We start from the raw sequence: 21,700 nt of genomic DNA, 5'->3' as shown, positions 1-21,700 counted from the left end.
ACCCCACCCCAGCCCTCCCCTTCGCAGGGGAGGGAGCTAAAGCTAAACCTTCTCAACCCGATCCAACCACGGGTAATCCGCCACCGGCTCCCACCCGTTCAGGTAACGCCGCAGCATATCCATCGCCACCATCGCCATGGTCTCCTGACGTAATGCCAGTCCGTGACGCGTGGCGGTATAGCGGATTGTCAGGCCGCTGGTGCCGGTTGGGGTATGCAGTGCCAGACTTAATTCTGCACCTGACAGCGCGCCCACAGCCAGCGCCAGTTGTGCGCCGGTGGTTTCGGCCAACGTCTGCGCACGCGCCAGTAAGCATTCGAGGGATTTCTCTGGTGAGGCTTCGTCACCCTGGGGCAATAACTCGCCGTTGACCAGCGGAACCCCGGCGCTTTGCAGACGCCAGTTCAGCAGGCCGCCGGTGAAACTTTCGCTGACCGCCAGACGTAAATCCTGCGCCAGCAGGCGTTCTGCCAGACGATCCGGCAGGCTACCCAGCCCTTCAAAAATCGTGCTCTCCCCTGCGACTTCACGCACGCGTTCAAACGCTTTGTGCATTGCAGCCTCCTGAGAGCGCGGGCCGGTGACTTTCAGCTCGATAATCGGCGATGACGAACGGTAACCCATCACCACGCCTTCCGGCAGCTCAAGTTGATCCAACTCGGTGGCAAGGTCACTTTCGCCACGTCCGAACGTGGTCAGACGTAAACATAACGGGGCTTCCAGCGCCGGAAATTGTTTGTGCAGACGTGGAACGATTTGTTGTTCCACCATCACTTTAAATTCGGACGGTACACCGGGCGTGAAGAAAATCTGACAGCGGTTGAGCTTCACGCTGAAGCCGCAGGCGGTGCCCACCGGATTATCCAGCAGCTCGGCATTGGCCGGGATTTGTGCCTGTTTGCGGTTGGATTCGGCCATCGGACGGCCACGTTCATTGAAGAACGCCTGCATGGTTTCAATCCAGCCAGCATCTTCCACCAGTTCCACATCACAGGCTTTAGCCGCCGCCAGCGCACTTAAATCATCGGTCGTTGGCCCCAGGCCGCCGTTCACGATAAGCACATCAGCGATGTGGCTGCGTTCTTTGAGAACAGCCACCAGCGCGTCCAGACTGTCGCCCACGGTTTCACGACTGGTCATCGGTAAACCTTGCTCAAACAGATAATTCGCCAGCCATGCCGAATTGGTATCCACAATCTGGCCGTGCAGCACTTCATCACCCGTACTCAGCATCTCAACCCTAAGCATCCCGTTCTCCTTCTGTCTTTTTTGTTACTCCACTGTAGAAAGGCTGGGACAGAAAAACAATCTCCGTTCGCCAGAAAACAAAAAGGCCCGCACGAATGCGAGCCTTCAGATTTTGCTTCAGACAAAATCAGAAATTAACAGCGCCACCTAAATAAGCACCGTCTGCCACCACGTTATCGCGGTTGCCATCTTTGCCATCCATCGCCATGTAGCGGTAACCCACGCTCACGGTAACCAACGGGATGGCCGTCAGACGAATACCTGCGTTCGCTTCTTCATAGTTAGCAATGCCGCTGGACAGGGAATCCGGGGAATAATAATAGTCGCCGTACAGGGTGAACATTTTCGCGATTGGCAGTTGCAGACCACCGCCGACGGCCGCAGCGTACCCTTCGTCACCGTCTTTAGGATTGGTGTACAGGCCCTTACCGCCGACGGTCGCGATGAACGGACCCAACGGAATGTTGTATCCCAAACCCAAGCCTGCCACATCACCGTCGTCATCGTTATGGGTGTAATCACCGCTCAATGCCAGACCCGGAGATGTGGTGCCGAAGCCCACACCCAGATGCGTGTAATGCTCACCGACTTCACCATTGACACTGATTGCGCTGGCAGATGCCGCGACAAACATCAGACTGGCAGCGGCACCAGCGACAAGTAACTTTTTCATTATTTATCCTAAATAACAGTCAAACGACAATAAATCTTCCAAGGGAAGTCTAAAGCAATTCACTCAGTCGTAACAACTTTTTGGAACGTGAATGCATTCACCGGGGTTGTGAAAATTGTAAGAAACATCGTTTTCATTGATGAAATGAACGTTTCCCATCGAAATGATAACTCCCACCTATTTGCCTCTGATCAATATAGGGTTTATTTCTAATCGGTAGAGTTAATTTGACTTAAGTGAGGTTAAAGGACCCCCCCAACGTTTTTACTTACATACACACGCAATTACCGGAAGGAATTTTTATGACCAAGAAAGGTTTAACCACCGGCGCTGGCGCGCCAGTCGTCGATAATAACAACGTGATTACCGCTGGCCGCCGTGGCCCGTTGCTTTTGCAGGATGTCTGGTTTCTTGAGAAATTAGCGCATTTCGACCGCGAAGTGATCCCGGAGCGTCGTATGCACGCTAAAGGCTCCGGCGCTTATGGTACTTTCACCGTGACGCACGATATTACCGCTTTCACCCGCGCGAAGATCTTCTCCGCAATCGGCAAACAAACTGACATGTTTATCCGTTTCTCGACGGTTGCCGGTGAACGCGGTGCAGCGGATGCCGAACGTGATATTCGCGGTTTCTCGATGAAGTTCTACACCGAAGAAGGAAACTGGGATTTAGTCGGCAATAATACGCCGGTGTTTTATCTGCGTGACCCGCTGAAATTCCCGGATCTGAACCACGTCGTCAAACGTGACCCGCGCACTAACCTGCGTAATCCGGCATACAAATGGGACTTCTTCTCTCATCTTCCGGAAGCCCTGCATCAGCTGACCATTGATGTCAGCGACCGTGGCCTGCCAACGTCTTACCGTCATATCCACGGTTTCGGCAGCCATACCTTCAGCTTTATCAATACTGAAAATGAACGCTTCTGGGTGAAATTCCACTTCCGCTGCCAGCAGGGTATTGAAAACCTGATGGACGATGAAGCCGAAAAACTGGTGGGCACCGACCGCGAGAGTTCGCAGCGTGATTTGTATGAAGCGATTGAACGCGGCGATTTCCCGCGCTGGAAACTGTTTGTGCAAATCATGCCGGAAGCGGACGCTGCAAAACTGCCGTACAACCCGTTTGACCTGACCAAAGTCTGGCTGCACAGCGATTATCCGCTGATTGAAGTGGGTGAATTCGAACTGAACCGCAATCCGGAAAACTACTTTGCCGAAGTAGAACAAGTCGCCATGAGCCCGGCCAATGTAGTACCTGGCATCGGTTTCTCACCTGACCGTATGCTGCAGGGGCGTCTGTTCTCTTACGGCGATGCGCACCGTTACCGTCTGGGCGTAAATCATCATCAGATCCCGATCAACGCGCCAAAATGCCCGTTCCATAATTATCACCGTGACGGCGCAATGCGTGTGGACGGTAACAGCGGCAACGGCGTGACTTACGAACCCAACAGCGCGGGCTTGTTCCAGCAACAGCCCGATTTCAGCGAACCGCCACTGAGCACTGAAGGCGCGGCAGACCACTGGAATCACCGGGAAGATGATGATTACTTCACTCAGCCACGTTTGCTATTCAACCTGCTGTCTGAGGCTGAACATCAGCGTATGTTTGCACGCATTGCCGGTGAGCTGAAACATGCTTCGCCGGAAACACAGGCACGCCAACTGGCACTGTTCTATAAAGTCGATCCGGCTTATGGCGCAGGGGTTGAGAAAGCACTGAAAGACTGACTTTTTACCATCAGAAATCATAAAGGCCGCATTATGCGGCCTTTATTGTTTATTCCGGGCTATTGTTTTACGAAAGCATTTCTACCCATTGCCGGACGCTCGCCCGCGAGATTTTAATCCCCCCCTGCGACAAAGCCCCGGGCAGCGGATGATAGGCCACCGGCAACTGGAAACGCGGTATCTTATCGCTCAGCCAGCGATTGAGTTCCTCATACACCAGCCCGGCTTGTGCTTCGAGCACGGCGACCGGTCGCTGACCAAATTGCTCATCTTCCACCGGAACCACAAATGCCTGCGAAACCTGCGGGTGGCTGACCAGTACTTTCTCGATATCTTCAGGTTGGATCCCTTCTCCGCCGCTGAAAAACAAATTATCCATCCGCCCGGCCACCTGCAGTTCATCGTCAATCCACGTGCCACGGTCGCGGGTATGCAACCACCCTTGCGCATCAGTCACCGGTGATAGCTGACCGTTTTTCCAGTAACCACTGGCCATACTGTCGGTGCGGATCAGGATCTCCTGATCAACGATTTTGACTTCCTTCCCCGCCAATACCTGACCGACACCGGCGCTGCCATCGGCTCGTTTCGCCGTCACAGTGGACGCAGTTTCCGTCAGCCCATATCCGCACCAGCAGCGTATTCCTGCTCTTTCTGCCTGTTCAGTCAGCGCCAGAGGAATTTGCGCCCCACCAAGCAAAACGTCTGTCAGCTTTTCAGGCACCGACGTGCCTTGCAGCAGACGCCAGAGTTGCGTCGGTACCAGCGAAGCGTGGCTGCATTCTGCCAGCGCTGCATCGAGCGGTTGCTCTTCGGACAGCATCAGCGTAGCGCCGGCCAGCAGCCAGCGCCAGACGATGCCTTGCCCGGAAACATGAAACAGTGGCAGAGAAAGTAACCAGCTATCGTTACGGGTGAAAGGGATCAGGTTCAGCACACCCGCCGCACTGGCGAGATGGGCGGCAACCGTATGTGCTGCAGCTTTCGGTAAACCGCTGGAACCCGATGTCAGCGTCAGCGTGGCAATACGCTGCGGTTGCCATCCGGCAGAACTGAGCCAACAGGCATTCTGCATGGTCAGTGCGGGAATATTCAGCGGCAGTTCCGGCTCCGCCAGATCCAGTACGAAAGCGATATCGAGTTGCGAAAGCAGTTCATCACATAATGCCCAAGGCAGTTGCGGATTAAGCGGTAACAGGCGCGCGCCGGTTTGTAATAACGCCAGATAGCTGAGTACGGCATCAAGGGTGTTTTTACTGCGCAAAACCACACCCGCACCCTCGCCCACACCCTGCGCAATAAAACCGGCTGCCAGCGTGTCGATGCGGTGCTGTAAATCACGCCAGCACCAGGTGATATCTCCCGCTTTCAGCGCTACGGCAAAAGGTGAAAGGTTTGCCCTTTCGCGCCATGGCCAGTCGTTGATCATTTGCTCTGCCACACAATCTCCAGATCAGACACATCCGTTAGCGGTAATTCAGAGCCCGGCCAGCGACGGATCAACTGCGTCCGCATGAGATCCAGCGTATCCAGCCCCGGAATGGCGTCCGGCGTCAGCCATTGGGCAATGCGCGCCAGTTGTGTCAGCCCGAGACTCGACTCGATGGAGGAACTGATCACAGCTTCCAGCCCTGCGGCATGCGCCTGCGCGATCAGCTGACGGCAACGCATCAGACTGCCGGTCAGCGTGGGTTTGATGATGATCGCCGCCAGCCCGGGTTCGGCCTTCACGGTAAAACCGGTTTCGCGCACGCTTTCATCCCAGGCGATCGCAATACCGGTCAGACGGGCGAAATCGCGGGACTGCTCGCGGGTCAGGCACGGTTCTTCGATAAACGCGATGCGTGAACGCAGTTCGGGCGCCACATGACGGGCAAACCCTTCGGCTTTGACCGGCGTCCAGCTGCGGTTGGCATCAAGGCGCAAATGCAGTTCCGGCAAGGCTTCCAGCAACATACTGACATTCAGACCATCGCCGACGGATTCGTACAATCCCACTTTCACCTTAGCCACTTTCCTGCCGCGAAAATCGCCCGGCAGCGCACCCAGACGCGCATAAAGCTCATTCGGATCGCCATGACACAACGGCGCACAGCGCGTGCTCAGCACTTCGGGCAATTCGCCGCGTAATTCGGCGTCCGCACAACTCAGCCCGAAAGCCACCGAAGGTAAAGCACTGAACGCAGAGGCAACGGCAGCCAGCGAGGCCCCCTGCACCCACTGGCTCAGGCCATGCTGAACGGCATCCTGCGCCTGAGACACATCTTCCACACTAAAACCGGGCAGCGGCGCAACTTCGCCCCAACCCGTTGCTTCGTCCTGCCACAGTGACACCAAAAAACCGTCGCGGGTTTTCAGGCGCTGATTGCGCAGCACCACCCCAGCCTCCATCGGCACGCTGTACCGATACACCGTGGCGCGACGCATTATGGATTACGCTTAAATTTGCTGAAGTCCGGCTGGCGTTTTTCATTAAACGCGTTGCGACCTTCCTGACCTTCATCGGTCATGTAGAACAACATTGTGGCGTTCCCTGCCAGTTCCTGAAGCCCTGCCTGACCGTCGCAATCGGCGTTCAGTGCGGCTTTCAGGCAACGCAGTGCCATCGGACTGTTTTCCAGCATTTCACGACACCAGCGCACCGTTTCTTTTTCCAGATCGGCCAGAGGAACTACGGTGTTGACCAGCCCCATATCCAGCGCCGCTTTAGCATCGTACTGACGGCACAGGAACCAGATTTCACGGGCCTTTTTCTGACCGACGATACGCGCCATATAGGATGCGCCCCAGCCGCCGTCGAAAGAACCAACTTTCGGGCCGGTCTGCCCGAAGATGGCGTTATCTGCCGCAATGGTCAGGTCACACATCATATGCAGAACATGGCCGCCGCCAATGGAATAACCAGCAACCATCGCCACGACTGGTTTCGGACAGGTGCGGATCTGGCGCTGGAAATCCAGCACGTTGAGATGATGCACACCGCTGGCATCCTGATAACCACCGTAATCGCCACGCACTTTCTGATCGCCGCCCGCACAGAAGGCTTTTTCGCCTTCACCGGTCAGCACGATCACGCCGATGCCTTCGTCGTTACGGGCATCGTCGAGTGCGCGGATCATTTCTTTGACGGTCAGCGGACGAAATGCATTGCGAACCTGCGGACGGTTGATGGTGATTTTAGCGATGCCGTCGGTAGATTTGTGGTAACGAATATCTTCAAACTCGCCGGTACAATCACGCCATTCGACTGGCGCGTACAGTTCTTTTTCATCAGGATAAATCATGTTCAACTTCCTTTAAGACAGGTGAAGTAATAAATGCCAGCGCCTGACGGGCAAACTCCGCCGGGTTATCACGGTGGGCGTTATGCCCGGCATTAGCGACAGTGCGTAGCCCGAAACCGGATTGCTGCGCAAGATGAATAAACTTGGCGTCCTGACTGCCACACAACCACACAACCGGCAGGGAAAGCCGCAGCAATTGTGCGCGTAAATCAGGCTGTACCGAAAGCGACGTGGCCGCCAGCATGGCAGAGACAGTGTGCGGGTTGTTGTTCTCACGCAGCACGATCATTTGCTGGCGTTGCGCATCGGTCAGGCTGGAAAACACCGGCTGGCGATACCAGCTTTCCAGCGCCTGTTTCCACGGTACTTGCAAAAAGCGAGCCGCCCATTGCTGATCATGATGGCGGCGTTGTGCGCGTTCAGCCTGACAGGTCAGCCCCGGATGTGCGCCTTCCACCAGCAGCCCCTGCAATCCGCTGCGATCACCCTGACAGGCGTGATACAGACTGATGCGCCCCCCCAGCGAGTAGCCGATCAGCCAGTACGCAGTGACGTTATTTTCGTGCAGGGTATCGGTTAACAGCTGGCTGACATCCGCAAATCCGGCAGCTGTCAGCGACGCGGAACGACCATGTCCCGGTAAATCCACAAACAGACAAGGCCAGCCTTCAAGCGCAGGAAGTAAGGGTTGCCAGTCATCTGCACTGCCCAGCAGGCCGTGGAGAAACACCAGCCACGGACGATCTTTAACCTCTGGGTTGAGTGTGTGACAGGCCAGCGTCATGATGCGCTCATCTCCTTCACCAGCGAACGCAGGCATTCTGCCCCTTCTGTCTCACTGACTTTCAACTCGATCAGTTTCACGCCACCATGCTGCCAGCATTGTCTGACGGCATGATGAAGCTCAGACATCGATGCCGGACAGGCATAATCCAGACCAAACATCGCTGCCGCATGGCTGAAGCTGACGTTCTGCGGCATGCAGTAAAAACGCTGCCGCTCGGCTTCGGGCGTTGGCAACAACGAGAAAATTTGTCCACCATTGTTATTCACCACAATAATCACCGTCGGCGCGGAACACTGACGCATCAGCGCCAGCGCGTTTAAATCATAAAGTGCAGAGATATCACCCAGCAGCACCAGCGTCGGTTTGCAGGTCGCGCGCTGCACACCTGCGGCGGTGGACAGCAGCCCGTCAATACCGCTTGCCCCGCGATTGGCGAAAACAGGATAACCGGCGGGGAGTTGGGCAAAGGCATCCACCAGACGAACAATCAGACTGTTGCCAAGAAATAACTGGCCGTGCTCAGGTAATAAAGCCGGAAGCTGCCACGCTGCGGCGGCCTCGCCAAATACACCGTCGAGACGGGTTTCAACCGCATGTAACGCCCGCTGCGAGCAATGCTCAAGGGCTTCTGCCCAGTCAGGCTGAGGCTGTGCCGGGTGAGACTGTAACCATTCACTGACGCGGGCTTGTAGACGACGACCGCGATGCTGCGCCGGATCCTGACGGCCTGACAGCGGGTCAACCAGCCAGTATTCATCGGGTTGACAGGTCGCCTGCCATTGCAGCAGGCGCTTACCGGTCAGACCGCCACCGAACTGGATAACCAACTGGACGTGCGCCAGTATCGCCTGCGCCTGCGGCGATGCCAGCCACAAATCTGCGCAGGGAAGCGGATTGCCGGTTGATGCCTGCACATCACTGATCAACGGCCAGCCCAGTTGCGCCGCCCACTGTGCCACCTGTTCACTTTCGCAGGCAGAAAGACGGCCAGCGATAATGACGCCGCGCTTTTGCCGCCAGGAAAACCAGTCCGGCTGCGCGATTGCAGGCAAAACCTGAGAATAATTCAGCCACGGTTCATGGCCCTGCCACCAGTCGCCCAGCGCCAGCAACCAGTCCTGATGCTCGCCGTTGTCCTCGCCATACAACGGTTCGGCGAACGGACAGTTAATGTGCACGGCACCGTGCGTCTGCTGCGCCAGCGTATTATCCAGCGCAGAAACCAGCCAGCGCGCACTGATTTCAGGCGTCGGACGCGGTAAATCCAGCGTCCCGACGGGGTGACTGGCAAACATGCCGGTCTGGCGGATAGCCTGATTCGCACCGCAATCGATGAGTTCCGGCGGACGATCAGCCGTGAGCAACACCAGCTTTTCGCCGGTCAGCCCGGCTTCGATCAGCGCCGGATATAAATTTGCCACCGCCGTGCCGGAGGTGACGATGATCGCCACCCGCTGCCCGCTGGCTTTTGCCAGCCCGAGAGCCAGATGGCCAAGGCCGCGTTCATCAAAATGGGTGTGGCAGATAAGGTGCGGATGCGCGGCGGCGGCAAGGGTTAGCGGTGTAGAGCGGGAACCGGGCGCAATGCACACATGCTGCACCTGATGTCGGGTTAACGCTTCGAGGATAAGCGTCGCCCAGCGGCGGTTAAAGACGGCAACAGACATGTTCAATTCACTCCGGCAAGGGGTTATCCGGCCTGAACGGCAGGCGTATAATGCTCTTCCAACAAAGTGCGTAAACCAGCGGCTTTGTTTTCGATTTCCTGCCATTCCTGTGCAGCGTCAGAACCGGCGACAATCCCCGCGCCTGCGTAGAGTTCAAGATGATGTCCTTTCACCGTCGCCGAACGTAACGCGACGGTAAATTCACTTTGTTCAGCACTGAGATACCCGGCGGAACCGGCATACCACTCGCGGTCAAAAGGCTCAAATTCGGCGATAAATTCACGCGCGGCCTGACGGGGTAATCCGGCCACTGCTGCGGTCGGTTGCAGACGTTGCAGGCAAGCAGCGTCATCGGGGTCGGTCAGCTCACCGTGAATATTGCGGCGTAAATGCTGCACCTTGCGCAGACGTAAAATCTCCGCTGGCGTCACATCCAGCGAATGCGCCCCGCCCTGTAAGCGCTGGCAGATATCGTCGACGACCAGTAAATTTTCGCGTTGGTTTTTGCCATCGCTGAGCAGCCAGTCCCCCAGCGCCCGTGCTTCCCGGTCATCGGGATGATTGGCCACGGTTCCCGCCAGCGCTTCGGTATAGAGTTCGGTGTGATCACGCAAGAATAAACGTTCCGGGCTGGAGCCCAGAAACGCCTGTTGCGGGGTAAAAGCCAGCATGAAATGGTAACAGTGATGATTAACGTCGCGGCTGGCGGCAAGAAATGCGCAGGCATTCAGCGGCTGGCTGAGCGTTAAGGTGGTTTTTCGCGCCAGCACCACTTTGTCGAACTGATGCTGCTCAATACCCGACAGCGCGCGGTCTATCAACTGTTTCCACTGAGGCTCGTCCGGTAAATGATGATGTTGCAATACACGGGAAGCGATCGACGGTAAGGCGCGGCTGACGACCAGTGAACGTAAAAATAAGCGGGTGCGGCGTGCCTCATCGCGTAAAGAATGTGGGCTGAAAACGGTACACCGCAGCCAGTAACTGTTTCCCTGACGGCAAAGTTCGATGCGCGGAAGAAACAGTGCGTTGGCAGCTATTGCAGCCCCGTCAGCCCCGTTAAACGCATTCAACCCCCAGATATGCAAATCGGGTTCATCCTGGTGCTCGCGGATGAACGCCTGTGCCCGGGCGGTATCGCAAAATGAGTAGGCATCACCACAAACAGCGGCTTCTTCATTGCCATCACGATGTTGCCAGTAGAATTTCGGGTAGCAGGGTTGCGCAGACAACCATTCCAGCAGGCCGGTGTCAGGCTGTTTTTGCAGGGAATAACTGAACTGCCGGATCCCCGCTGCATCAGGCCATTCGCCTGCCAGCGTCGTATCAAGCTGCTCAATGATTGCTGATATTTGTTTCACCGCTACCTCAGGCCATACCGGATGTTTAGTGACGGGCAGAAATACCCTTCTGGATCAAAAAACGGGTTGGATCAATTACGGATGAATTATGCGGCGATACGAAAAATGAAAATATGCGACAGATCAAGCTGAAGTGAGTGCCATTAGCTAAGAAGGAGTATAGGCAGGGAGAAAGGAGTAAGCAAACCGGGAGAAACAAAACAGGAGCAGCCCACGCTGCCCCTGTTCAGTCAGATTAACGACGCAGAAGCAGGCCGACAACCAGACCTACGGCAGCACCGACACCCACACCATGCCATGGGTTTTCATGCACATAGTCGTCAGTTCTTTCCGCTACCAGGCGGGCTTTCTTGCAGTAAGAGCGTGCAGCCGGGTCAATACGTGATTTGATGTCTTTCAGCGCATTTTCTGCGCGTGCTTTGACCTGAATGTACTTCTCATCCGCTTTGTCACCAGAGGACTTCAGTACTTCTTCCAGCGTTTCAGTCAGCATGCGTAAATCGTCGTCCAGCGAATTTTGCTGTGTCTCAAATTGGTCAGCCATGGTTATCTCCTTATGATGTGTTCGTGTAAAAGCATAGACTGCTTTTAACCCTAGCGTATATCAGGAGTAATTGCCTGAAGGATCCGCCCTAAACTGCAGAAAAACCGAGGAATTAAGAACCTTCTGACCCTTTCGTTTCAGTGAAAACCGCCCCTTTCCTGGCGTCGCTTTGCTGCTTTTCACGCTGTTTTGCCAGCCATAATCCGCTGTTTTTCATTGCATAACCGAATACCAGCCCGACCAGCAAAGATACCACCACCTGACGCCAGTCACCTTGTGCGGCGAAGGTCGCGCAGGCACCAATAAAGGTACCCGGTACAAAGGCCAGCCACTGCTGACGCGCCTGAATACACATCAGGAATGCGACGATGCCGGTCAGCAGATAACCAAGAATGCTCCATTCCGGACGCATTGCGCTTCCCGCGATGATCACGACAGCCCAGAATACACCGCTGAGACAGGTCAGCGTGCTGATCAGCAATCCGCGTAATCCGCCCTGCGGACACGCAAAATATGCCGTGCATCCAAGAAAACCCGCCCAGCTTATCAGGCCAAAGCTAATCGCAACCCAGCCCCATATGCCGGAGAGGATACCGGTGGTAATGGCGATCATCACTAAAACATTCATGGTGTGAACCTGTACGAATCTGAACAAGCGCGCAGTGTACGCATTGGCAGGAATAATGGAATGGGAGAGATCACAAAACCAATGTAATAATTTATTGAACGTACATATAAATGTGATTCATATCACACAAAACAACCATACGATTAAAAAAGCCGCTCATGTGAGCGGCTTCGTCAGCTTTCAGACTGCGTTTGCAGACTTTATCAGAGCAGCGGTTGCGCCATCTGTACCAGCGAAATCAACGGTTGCGGGAAGATACCCAGCAGCAGCACCAGAATCGCGGAAATCAGTACGACTACCCCACCCGCCGTGAGCGCCCAGTTGTTTGGCGTATCACGTACCAGCGTTTCAGGCGCACTCAGATACAGGCTCACCGTTACGCGCAGGTAGTAGTAAAGACCAATCGCAGAACCGACAACCACAGCACCGGTCAGCCACCACAGATGCGCGGTCACACCGGTCGCAATCACGTAGAACTTACCGATAAAGCCGAGCGTCATCGGAATACCGGCCAGTGACAGCATCATCACAGTCATCACCGCAGACAGAATTGGCTTATGCCAGAACAGACCACGATAAGAGAACAGTGATTCAGCATCCGGTCCTTTGTACGGGCTGGACATCAGGCTGACCACACCGAAGGCGCCGAGGCTACTGAACAGATAACCCGCCAGATATACGCCCACGGTTTCCATCGACAACTGGTGCGTTTGTACCGCAATCAGTGCCACCAGCAGATAACCCAGGTGCGCGATGGAGGAATAACCGAGCAGACGTTTGATGTTGCTCTGACTGATGGCCATCAGGTTACCCACCAGAATCGAACAGAAGGCAATAATGCCCAGCACGATGCGGATGGATTCGCTGTCAGCTACCGGCGCATACAGGAACAAACGCATCACCACAGCAAAGATCGCGATCTTGCTGGCGGTTGCCAGGAAAGTCGAGACCGGTGCAGGTGCGCCCTGATACACATCTGGCGTCCACAGGTGGAACGGAACCAGCGACAGCTTGAAGCCCAGCCCCACAATCATCATGCCCAGACCGGCCATCAGCAGCGGCTGGTGCAGCATCACGCCGTCGCCCAGGTTTTTGCCCAGTGACGCAAAGGACAAATCACCGGACTGTGCGTACAGCAGCGCCATACCGAACAGCAGGAAGGATGATGCGGCAGCCGACAGCAGCATGTATTTGATGGCAGCTTCCAGCGAGCGTTTCTGGCGGTAGGCGTAACCAATCAGGCCGAACAATGGCAGAGAAATCAGTTCGATCCCGAGGAACATTGACGCCAGATGGTTAGAGCATGCCAGCAGAATACCGCCCATCGCCGCAATGAGAACTAACAGATAGAACTCTTCGCGGTTGTCCGGATAACCGGCCAGCCAAGGGTAAGCAAACGTGCTGGTGGCCAGACTCGCCAGCAGCACCAGCCCGATGTAGAACATCGAGTAGCCGTCAACGCGCAGCAGCGGTGTGACGTCCTGCGGGCCGACCTGCCGACGTAGTAAAGGGAAAGTAAGGCAACGTTCAGCCCGATGACTGTCAGTGTGGCATTAAGAAAATGGTCGCGTCGCCACGCAATGGACAGCATCACCACCACCACCGTCAATCCGACGATCATCAGCGGTAATAGTGCGATCAGATTTTGAAGTGTAAATGTCATGGCGAGTTACGGCCTTGTCGTTGAAATAGTGGAAACTGATGACCCGTACCAGTGCTGAATGTTAGTCATCGCTGCACTTGATGTATCCAGAATTGGCTGCGGGTAGAAGCCCAGCGCCACCAGCAATACCACCAGCAACAGGATAATCGACAGTTCGCGTGAGGTCATGCCCGGCAGCGGTTCGTCAGATTTTGCTTTGCCGTAGTAAGCGCGCTGCATCATCGCCAGAGAATACACAGAGGCAAACACCAGACCGAATGTCGAGATGACAGTGATCACCGGCACAACCGGGAAGCTGCCGAACAGGATCTGGATTTCACCGACGAAATTACCTGTACCCGGCATCCCCAAAGTAGCGACGGCGAAGAACAGCGACAACGCTGGCAGGTATTTAATCCGGCCCCACAATCCGCCCATCTGGCGCATATCACGGGTATGCAGACGTTCGTATAGCTGACCACAGATGATGAACATACCGGCTGCGGAAAGACCGTGTGCAATCATCTGGATAACCGCGCCCTGGTACGCCAGCTGGCTGCCGGTGTAGATGGCAATCAGTACGAAGCCCATGTGCGAAACGGAGGTGTACGCAATCAGACGTTTAATATCGGTCTGGCAGAACGCCATCCACGCACCGTAGAAGATACCAATGACACCCAGCCACATGGCAATCGGTGCGAACTGGTGAGACGCTTCCGGGAACAGAGGCAGACAGAAACGCAACATCCCGTAGGCCGCGGTTTTCAGCAAGATACCGGCTAAGTCAACGGAACCTGCGGTCGGTGCCTGACTGTGTGCATCCGGCAACCAGCCATGCAATGGCACAACCGGCATTTTCACCGCAAAGGCGATGAAGAAGCCAAGCATCAGCAGATATTCAACACCGTGCGACATTGGCGTTTTCAGCAGGTCGGCATAGTTGAATGTCCATACGCCGGTGGCATTGTAGTGCACAAACACCAGGCCGAGGATAGCAATCAACATCACCAGTCCGCTGGACTGTGTATAGATGAAGAATTTGGTTGCTGCGCTGATACGCGTTTTACCGTCTGACGCTTTGTGACCCCACAAGGCAATCAGGAAGTACATCGGCACCAGCATCATTTCCCAGAAGAAGAAGAACAGGAACATGTCGATGGCAAGGAACACACCGATGACACCGCCGAGGATCCACAGCAAGTTCAGATGGAAGAATCCCTGATACTTCTGGATTTCACGCCAGGAACAGAGGATCGCCAGAACACCCAGCAGACCGGTCAGCACCACCATCAGCAGGGACAAACCGTCCAGTGCCAGATGGAAGCTGATGCCAAAACGTGGGATCCATGGCAATGAAAACTCGGATTGCCACTGTGGAATACCCGCAGGCGTCGTTAATGAATATCCTCCCTGCAACCACAATTGCACGGAAAGAGCCAGCGTCAGCCCCATCGCAATCAACGCGATCCAGCGCGGTACTTTGCTCCCAAAGCGCTCAGTCTGCCAGCACAGCAGCCCGCCGATAAAGGGGATAAATATTAGCCAAGGTAATAGCATGGCGTGTCGTTCCCTTCTTTTATGCCCGAAGGCTATTTCACTTGCCGGCCCGTTACGGGAACAGGCCAGCATTGATAACTACACCTGTAATGCAGGCTTAAATCACCAGCAGCAGCGTCAGAACAACGACTGCACCGAGCCCCATTGACGCGACGTACCAACGTACCTGACCGTTTTCGCTGAGAGTCAGACCACGGTTACCCAGACGGGAAAACAGCGCAGGCAGATTCATCATTGAGTTCAGCGGATCACGTTGCAGGAGTTTCGCAACCAGCAGATAAGGTTTGACGAAAATCATGTTGTACAGCCAGTCGAAGCCCCAGGCATGGAACCACCAGGTCGTGAAGAAACGTCCCGGTGCGCTTTTCGCAATGCTGTTGACCAGCGAGCGTTTACCCAGATACAGGGCTGCCGCCAGCAGAATGCCAGCAATTGCAATCACGCCTGATGTGATTTCCAGCGTCAGCACGCTGCCGTGCGCCAGCTCAGTGGTATCCGGCAGTACGCCTTTCAGTGGCGGAACAATCATTGCGCCAATGAAGGTGGACAGAACCAGTAACACCAGCAGCGGCAGGTGGTGAGTGATGCCTTTACCCGCATGGGCTTTAATTTTTTCTTCGCCGTGGAAGACGATGAAGATCATGCGGAAGGTGTACAGCGAGGTCATAAACGCACCGACCAGACCGGCAACCATCAGATTCAGGTGGCCGTTAGCCAGCGCACCAGCGAGGATTTCGTCTTTACTGAAGAAGCCCGCAGTGATGATTGGCAAGGCGGACAGCGCCGCGCCACCGACCAGGAAGCAGAGATAGACAAGAGGAATGGATTTACGTAATCCACCCATTTTGAAGATGTTCTGCTCGTGGTGGCAGGCCAAAATGACCGAACCGGAAGAAAGGAACAACAGTGCTTTGAAGAACGCATGCGTCATCAGGTGGAAGATAGCGGCATCCCACGCCTGAACGCCCAGCGCCAGGAACATGTAACCAATCTGGCTCATGGTCGAGTACGCGAGAACACGTTTGATGTCGGTTTGCACCAGCGCAGCGAAACCTGCCAGAACCAGCGTAACCGCACCAATAATACCCACCAGATGCAGAATTTCCGGTGCCATCAGGAACAGGCCGTGCGTGCGGGCAATCAGATAAACACCGGCAGTCACCATGGTCGCGGCGTGGATTAGCGCAGAAACCGGCGTCGGACCGGCCATGGCGTCTGCCAGCCAGGTCTGAAGCGGAAGCTGTGCGGATTTACCCACTGCGCCACCCAGTAACATCAGGGTCGCCCAGGTGATCGCCGTATCGCCTACTGCCAGTTTCTGCGGTGCCAGGATCATCAGTTCACGGAAGTTCAGCGTACCCAGCTCGCGGTACAAGATGAACAGCGCGAAAGCCAGGAACACATCACCAACACGGGTCACGATGAACGCTTTCATCGCAGCCGCACCGTTCGCCGGATGGGTGTAGTAGAAACCGATCAACAGGTAACTGCACAGGCCCACACCTTCCCAACCGAGGTACATCAGCAACAGGTTGTCTGCCAGTACCAGAATCACCATGCTGGCGATAAACAGGTTGGTGTACGCGAAGAAGCGTGAATAGCCTTCTTCACCGCGCATGTACCAGGAAGCGAACATGTGGATGAAGAAACCGACACCGGTGACCACAGACAACATGGTCATCGACAAACCGTCGAGCGTGAGTGTGACGGGAATATTGAAATCCCCGACCTGCATCCAGTTCCACAAATGCTGGTTAAAGACTTCAACACCCGCCGCTTTCTGGCTGAGGAAATTGATACCCACATAAATAGTGGTCAGCGCTGCCAGACCAATCGACCCGACACCAATGGTAGCGGAGGTATTTTCAGACCAGCGACCGCGTGAAAAGGCCAGTAACAGGAAGCCAATCAGTGGGAACAGAATTGTTAAATAGAGTAAGTTCATCCGCGCATCTCACTGACAGTATCAATATTGAGAGTGTGGCGACGGCGATACAGTTGCAGCAACAACGCCAGACCAATACTGGCCTCCGCCGCAGCCAGGCTGATAGCCAGAATATACATCACCTGACCGTCCGCCTGACCCCAGTAGCTTCCCGCCACGATGAACGCCAGCGCTGCCGCGTTGATCATCACTTCGAGGCTGATCAGCATAAACAACAGGTTACGACGAACCAGCAGCCCGGTAAGCCCCAACACAAAGAGGATCGCGGCCAGAATAAGACCATGTTGTAGAGGGATCATGCTCTCTCCTCCGTTTTTCTTTTTGTTGCCATTTCGGTCGTCACCGGTGCGTCACCAAAGACTTCACCGGGTTTGTGCTCACGACCAATATGGAATGCCACGACCAGACCGGCCAGCAGCAACATTGATGCCAGTTCAACCGCCAGAACGTAAGGTCCGAACAGTGCGATACCGACGGCTTTCGCATCAACCATGTCACCTTTGATGCCGTGATCGTGTAACCCGAGGATTGACATGATCATCACCACCAGCAGGATGACAGACAGAACCGAAGGCCCGATCCAGGTGGCAGGTTTGAGCCATGCGCGTTCCTGCTCCTGGACGTTGCCAAGGTTGAGCATCATCACCACGAACACAAACAGCACCATAATGGCGCCGGCGTATACGATGATCTCCAGGGCACCGGCGAAATACGCACCGAGCGAGAAGAAGACCGCAGCGATCGCCAGTAAAGAGACGATCAAATACAGCAGTGCGTGTACCGGGTTGGTATGCGTGATCACACGCAATGTCGCCAACACGGCCACCAGGGCTGCAATATAAAATGCAAATTCCATGCTTGCGGCTCCTTAAGGCATCAGACCTTTGACGTTGATCGGTTTGGCTTCGTTTTCAGCTTCGCCTTTCGACTTGCCGTCAATCGCCATACCGGCCATCCGGTAGAAATTGTATTCCGGATATTTACCCGGCCCCGAAATCAACAGATCTTCTTTTTCATACACCAGATCCTGGCGTTTAAATTCGCCCAGCTCAAAGTCCGGCGTCAGCTGAATGGCTGTTGTCGGGCAAGCTTCTTCACACAGACCGCAGAAAATGCAGCGTGAGAAGTTGATGCGGAAGAATTCCGGATACCAGCGGCCATCTTTCATTTCTGCTTTTTGCAGAGAAATACAGCCTACCGGACAAGCTACTGCACATAGGTTACAAGCAACGCAGCGCTCTTCACCATCCGGATCGCGCGTCAGCACGATACGGCCACGGTAACGCGGAGGTGGATTGACCGGAACTTCAGGGTACATCTGGGTTTCGCGCTTGGCGAAGGCGTGCATGCCTATCATCCACAAGCTGCGAACCTGGGTACCGAACCCGACCACTATGTCTTTCAATGTCATGGTTACATCACCCCTTATTGCGCGTTGTACAAAATGACCGCAGCGGTCGCCAGCAGATTAAGTAATGTCAGTGGCAGGCAAACTTTCCAGCCAAATGACATCACCTGGTCGTAGCGGGGACGCGGCAAAGCAGCACGGATCAAAATGAACATCACCATGAAGAAAGCAGTTTTCAACGCAAACCAGATAAACGGCGGCAGGAACGGCCCCTGCCAGCCACCGAAGAACAAGGTGACGATCAGCGCAGAGACCGTCACGATACCGATGTATTCCCCCACGAAGAACAGACCGAATTTCATACCGGAATATTCAATGTGGTAACCATCGGCCAGTTCCTGCTCGGCTTCCGGCTGGTCAAACGGGTGACGGTGGCAAACAGCAACGCCGGCAATCGCAAAGGTCACGAAGCCAAAGAACTGCGGAATGATGTTCCACACATGCGCCTGAGAATTGACAATATCTTGCAGATTGAAAGAACCCGCCTGCGCCACAACACCCATCAGCGATAAACCGAGGAATACTTCGTAGCTCAGCGTCTGAGCGGATGCACGCATCGCCCCCAACAGCGAGTATTTGTTGTTACTGGACCAGCCAGCGAACAACACCGCATAGACGGTCAGACCGGCCATCATCAGGAAGAACAAAATACCGATGTTCAGATCGGCGGCGAACCAGGTCGGGCTGACTGGAACAATCGCAAAGGAAATCAGCAGGGACGTAAACGCAATCATCGGTGCCAGCGTAAAGATGGCTTTGTCGGTGAATTTAGGTACCCAGTCTTCCTTAAAGAACATCTTGATCATGTCAGCGACCAGTTGCAGGGAACCGCCCCAGCCGACACGGTTTGGCCCGTAACGGTTCTGGAACAGGCCCAGCAAACGGCGCTCGCCGAAGCTCATGAAGGCCCCGCAGGTCACCACAACCAGCAGGATCACCACCGCTTTCAGAATGGCGATCAACGAATCGATGACTACAGGTGTAAACCAGCTCATTGTGCTGCCTCCCGCAGATTTTCAACCGTTGCGCCAACCAGCACCGGAGGAATACCCGGTAAGCCCAGCGGCAGGCCAACCTGGCCCTGACTCAATGTTTCGCTCAGACGAACCGGCAATCTGAGGGTCTGACCGGCACAGATGAATTCCACCTGAGAACCTGCGTTCACCCCTAACTGCGCGGCATCTGCCGGGTTAACCATCACGTAGGCTTCTGGCATACGTTGCTGGATAACCTTCGAGCGCTGTGTCATTTCTTCGCTGCCGAACAGGTGATAGTAAGGCGCGACACGCCAGTTATCGCGCTGTGCAGTAAAGGCAGCCGGAATAGTGGTGAAGTAATCGAGAGTCCCCTCACCGGCTTCAATCAGACGCACACCCGGATCACCGTGGCGCAAACTGCCGCCAACTTCGCTCTGGAATTTGTTCCAGGCTTGCGGTGAGTTCCAGCCCGGCGCCCAGGCGAATGGCACCTGATTGCGGTTAGCTGTCGGGCTGTTGTTCCCTTCCATCGAGAAGGCAAACATGGTGTCTTTATCTTGTGGCTGACGCGGTTCATGCACGCTGATGTTCGCGCGCATGGCAGTACGACCACTTGAACGTGCCGGAGAACGAGCCAGTTTCTGACCACGAATACGGAAGCTGGCGTTTGGCGCAGCTTCTACCATGCCCTTCAGCTGTGGCAGTGCTTCAACACAGGCTTCGATCACGTGATCCAACTGAGTCCAGTCAACATGACGGCTGTTGATGGTGGAATGCAGCGAGTGCATCCAGCGCCAGCTTTCCAGCATGGCAACCGTTGTGTCGTAGTAAGCCGGGTCGTAAACCTGGAAGAAGCGCTGTGCGCGACCTTCCTGATTCACCAGCGTACCGTCGCTTTCGGCAAAACTTGCTGCAGGCAGGATCAGGCTGGCTCTATCCATAATGCGCGTACGCTGATGGTCAACAACCAGCAGATTCTGCACCTTGGCTAATGCCGCATCCACTTTGGCTTCCGGAGCCTGACGGTAAAGGTCATTTTCCATCACGATGGCGCTGTCAGCATCACCACGGGTTAGCAACTCAAGCGCTTCATCCAGCGAACCGCCGCCAATCATCGAAAGACCGATGCTGTTGGCCGCAGAGGCCACGAACGTAATGCCGACATCGCTGCCTGCTACTTTCAGCGCTTTGGCGATATTGGCGGCCGCTTCGATAATGGCATCAGAACCGGCGCTGGTGCCGGTAATGATCAGCGGCTTGCGCGCACCGGTCAGTGCCTGCACGATCACGTCGATTTTCTTGTTCAGGCCATCAGCCAGATCGCTGACCGCGGGCGCAGAATTATCCAGCGCATGGGCGATAGCAAAGCCGAAACGAGCCTGCTCATCGACCGGTGCACGGTAATTGTAAGCCGCGATGTCGTCGAGTTTGGTGTTATCCACGTTGGTGATAAACAACGGATGTTTGGCATGCTGACCGATATTCTGGACTGCCGCGATCTGCCAGTCGGCAACACGCTGTGCCGCCGCCATCGCGCGGGCTTTGCCTTTAACGGCCTGACGCACAGACAGTGCGATACGCGCGCCGGTCTGGGTTAAGTCTTCACCCAGCACCAGAACCGCATCGTACTCTTCGATTTCACGCAGCGCCGGTGTGTGAACACCGCTGTTGCGCAGAATGTTCAGCATCAGTTGCAGACGGCCCTGCTCTGCCGCGTTGATACCGGTGTAGAAGTTTTCGGCGCCGACCAGTTCACGCAAAGCAAAGTTGCTTTCAAGGCTGGCGCGCGGAGAACCGATACCGATAGTTTTCTTCGCCTGACGAATAATATCTGCCGCGCCCTGCATCGCCTGTTCAGCGTTAAGTTCGATCCAGTCGTTACCACGCAGCTGCAATGGTTTCTTCGGACGATCTTTCAGGTTCACGTAGCCATAACCGAAACGACCGCGGTCGCACAGGAAGTAATGGTTTACGGTACCGTTATAACGGTTTTCGATACGACGCAATTCGCCGTAACGCTCACCCGGGCCTGGTGTTACAACCAACAGAACATTGCTGACAGATGCTTGGCGCAAACTGCATGTCCCATTTACGGTTATAACGTTCAGAGTGCGTTTTATCGGTGAATACGCCCGGTCGGACACACTTCGACCAGGTTACCGGAGAACTCACTTTGCCAGCGGACCATCTTCCGGACGGCCGAAATAGACGTTGTCGTGGGCACCATAAACACCCCAGGTCGG

The 21,700-nt window shown here is 55.2% G+C and carries 17 protein-coding genes and 2 pseudogenes; 1 reads left to right on the top strand and 18 read right to left on the bottom strand.

Annotated features, from left to right (window positions below; all coding sequences use genetic code 11):
* Positions 1-42: 42 nt before the first annotated feature.
* The gene (locus UC14_RS19480) at positions 43-1,248 is read right to left on the bottom strand and encodes a nicotinamide mononucleotide deamidase-related protein YfaY (protein WP_112198244.1); all 1,206 of its coding nucleotides are present in this window, start codon (positions 1,246-1,248) and stop codon (positions 43-45) included.
* Positions 1,249-1,375: 127 nt separating this feature from the next.
* Positions 1,376-1,921: a YfaZ family outer membrane protein gene (locus tag UC14_RS19475; RefSeq protein ID WP_013574610.1), complete on the bottom strand. Its 546-nt coding sequence runs from the start codon at positions 1,919-1,921 to the stop codon at positions 1,376-1,378.
* A 302-nt stretch (positions 1,922-2,223) separates the two neighbouring features.
* On the opposite strand from UC14_RS19475, the gene UC14_RS19470 reads away from it, so the two are divergent.
* Complete coding sequence (locus UC14_RS19470) at positions 2,224-3,657, top strand: catalase (RefSeq protein WP_198670092.1); 1,434 nt, start codon at positions 2,224-2,226, stop codon at positions 3,655-3,657.
* A gap of 67 nt (positions 3,658-3,724) precedes the next feature.
* On the opposite strand, the gene menE is transcribed toward UC14_RS19470, so the two are convergent.
* The 16 genes and pseudogenes from menE to UC14_RS19390 all read right to left on the bottom strand — a co-directional run.
* On the bottom strand, positions 3,725-5,086 hold the full coding sequence (gene menE / locus UC14_RS19465; RefSeq protein WP_198670093.1) for an o-succinylbenzoate--CoA ligase: 1,362 nt from the start codon (positions 5,084-5,086) through the stop codon (positions 3,725-3,727).
* Positions 5,083-6,084 carry an o-succinylbenzoate synthase gene (menC, locus tag UC14_RS19460; RefSeq protein WP_013574607.1) on the bottom strand — a complete coding sequence of 334 codons (1,002 nt, stop codon included), beginning with the start codon at positions 6,082-6,084 and terminating at the stop codon, positions 5,083-5,085. Before menC ends, menE begins: the two co-directional genes overlap by 4 nt.
* Entirely contained in the window at positions 6,084-6,941 is an 858-nt protein-coding gene (gene menB, locus UC14_RS19455) for a 1,4-dihydroxy-2-naphthoyl-CoA synthase (RefSeq protein ID WP_013574606.1), read from the bottom strand. The genes menC and menB overlap by 1 nt, the downstream gene beginning before the upstream one ends.
* Entirely contained in the window at positions 6,928-7,725 is a 798-nt protein-coding gene (gene menH, locus UC14_RS19450) for a 2-succinyl-6-hydroxy-2,4-cyclohexadiene-1-carboxylate synthase (RefSeq protein WP_013574605.1), read from the bottom strand. Before menH ends, menB begins: the two co-directional genes overlap by 14 nt.
* Positions 7,722-9,395, bottom strand: a complete 1,674-nt coding sequence (gene menD, locus UC14_RS19445) for a 2-succinyl-5-enolpyruvyl-6-hydroxy-3-cyclohexene-1-carboxylic-acid synthase (protein WP_112198242.1) — start codon at positions 9,393-9,395, stop codon at positions 7,722-7,724. Before menD ends, menH begins: the two co-directional genes overlap by 4 nt.
* 23 nt (positions 9,396-9,418) lie before the next feature.
* A complete protein-coding gene (gene menF, locus UC14_RS19440) occupies positions 9,419-10,756 on the bottom strand; it encodes an isochorismate synthase MenF (protein ID WP_037036193.1) in 1,338 nt (445 codons plus the stop codon).
* Positions 10,757-10,991: 235 nt separating this feature from the next.
* Positions 10,992-11,300 (bottom strand): stress response protein ElaB, encoded by a 309-nt coding sequence (elaB, locus tag UC14_RS19435; protein ID WP_013574602.1) that lies wholly within the window; start codon positions 11,298-11,300, stop codon positions 10,992-10,994.
* Positions 11,301-11,412: 112 nt separating this feature from the next.
* Positions 11,413-11,928 (bottom strand): DUF1097 domain-containing protein, encoded by a 516-nt coding sequence (locus UC14_RS19430; RefSeq protein WP_112151207.1) that lies wholly within the window; start codon positions 11,926-11,928, stop codon positions 11,413-11,415.
* Positions 11,929-12,131: 203 nt separating this feature from the next.
* Positions 12,132-13,591: pseudogene (gene nuoN, locus UC14_RS19425) on the bottom strand (NADH-quinone oxidoreductase subunit NuoN).
* A 6-nt stretch (positions 13,592-13,597) separates the two neighbouring features.
* Positions 13,598-15,127, bottom strand: coding sequence for an NADH-quinone oxidoreductase subunit M (nuoM, locus tag UC14_RS19420; RefSeq protein WP_112151208.1), 1,530 nt, complete (start codon positions 15,125-15,127; stop codon positions 13,598-13,600).
* Positions 15,128-15,224: 97 nt separating this feature from the next.
* The gene (gene nuoL / locus UC14_RS19415) at positions 15,225-17,072 is read right to left on the bottom strand and encodes an NADH-quinone oxidoreductase subunit L (RefSeq protein ID WP_112198241.1); all 1,848 of its coding nucleotides are present in this window, start codon (positions 17,070-17,072) and stop codon (positions 15,225-15,227) included.
* A complete protein-coding gene (gene nuoK / locus UC14_RS19410; protein ID WP_004936014.1) occupies positions 17,069-17,371 on the bottom strand; it encodes an NADH-quinone oxidoreductase subunit NuoK in 303 nt (100 codons plus the stop codon). The genes nuoL and nuoK overlap by 4 nt, the downstream gene beginning before the upstream one ends.
* Positions 17,368-17,928 carry an NADH-quinone oxidoreductase subunit J gene (nuoJ, locus tag UC14_RS19405; RefSeq protein ID WP_013574597.1) on the bottom strand — a complete coding sequence of 187 codons (561 nt, stop codon included), beginning with the start codon at positions 17,926-17,928 and terminating at the stop codon, positions 17,368-17,370. Before nuoJ ends, nuoK begins: the two co-directional genes overlap by 4 nt.
* A 12-nt stretch (positions 17,929-17,940) precedes the next feature.
* Positions 17,941-18,483, bottom strand: a complete 543-nt coding sequence (gene nuoI, locus UC14_RS19400) for an NADH-quinone oxidoreductase subunit NuoI (protein WP_013574596.1) — start codon at positions 18,481-18,483, stop codon at positions 17,941-17,943.
* A 14-nt stretch (positions 18,484-18,497) separates the two neighbouring features.
* Positions 18,498-19,475, bottom strand: coding sequence for an NADH-quinone oxidoreductase subunit NuoH (gene nuoH, locus UC14_RS19395; RefSeq protein ID WP_013574595.1), 978 nt, complete (start codon positions 19,473-19,475; stop codon positions 18,498-18,500).
* Positions 19,472-21,700, bottom strand: a pseudogene (locus tag UC14_RS19390) (molybdopterin-dependent oxidoreductase); the annotation flags it as partial. The gene nuoH and the pseudogene UC14_RS19390, both read right to left, overlap by 4 nt.

It is taken from the genome of Rahnella sp. NRRL B-41462 (assembly GCF_003263525.1).
Taxonomy (GTDB): Bacteria; Pseudomonadota; Gammaproteobacteria; order Enterobacterales; family Enterobacteriaceae; genus Rahnella; species Rahnella aceris.
Note: the sequence above shows the minus strand (reverse complement) of the source record. Positions and strands in the feature narration are given on the sequence as shown.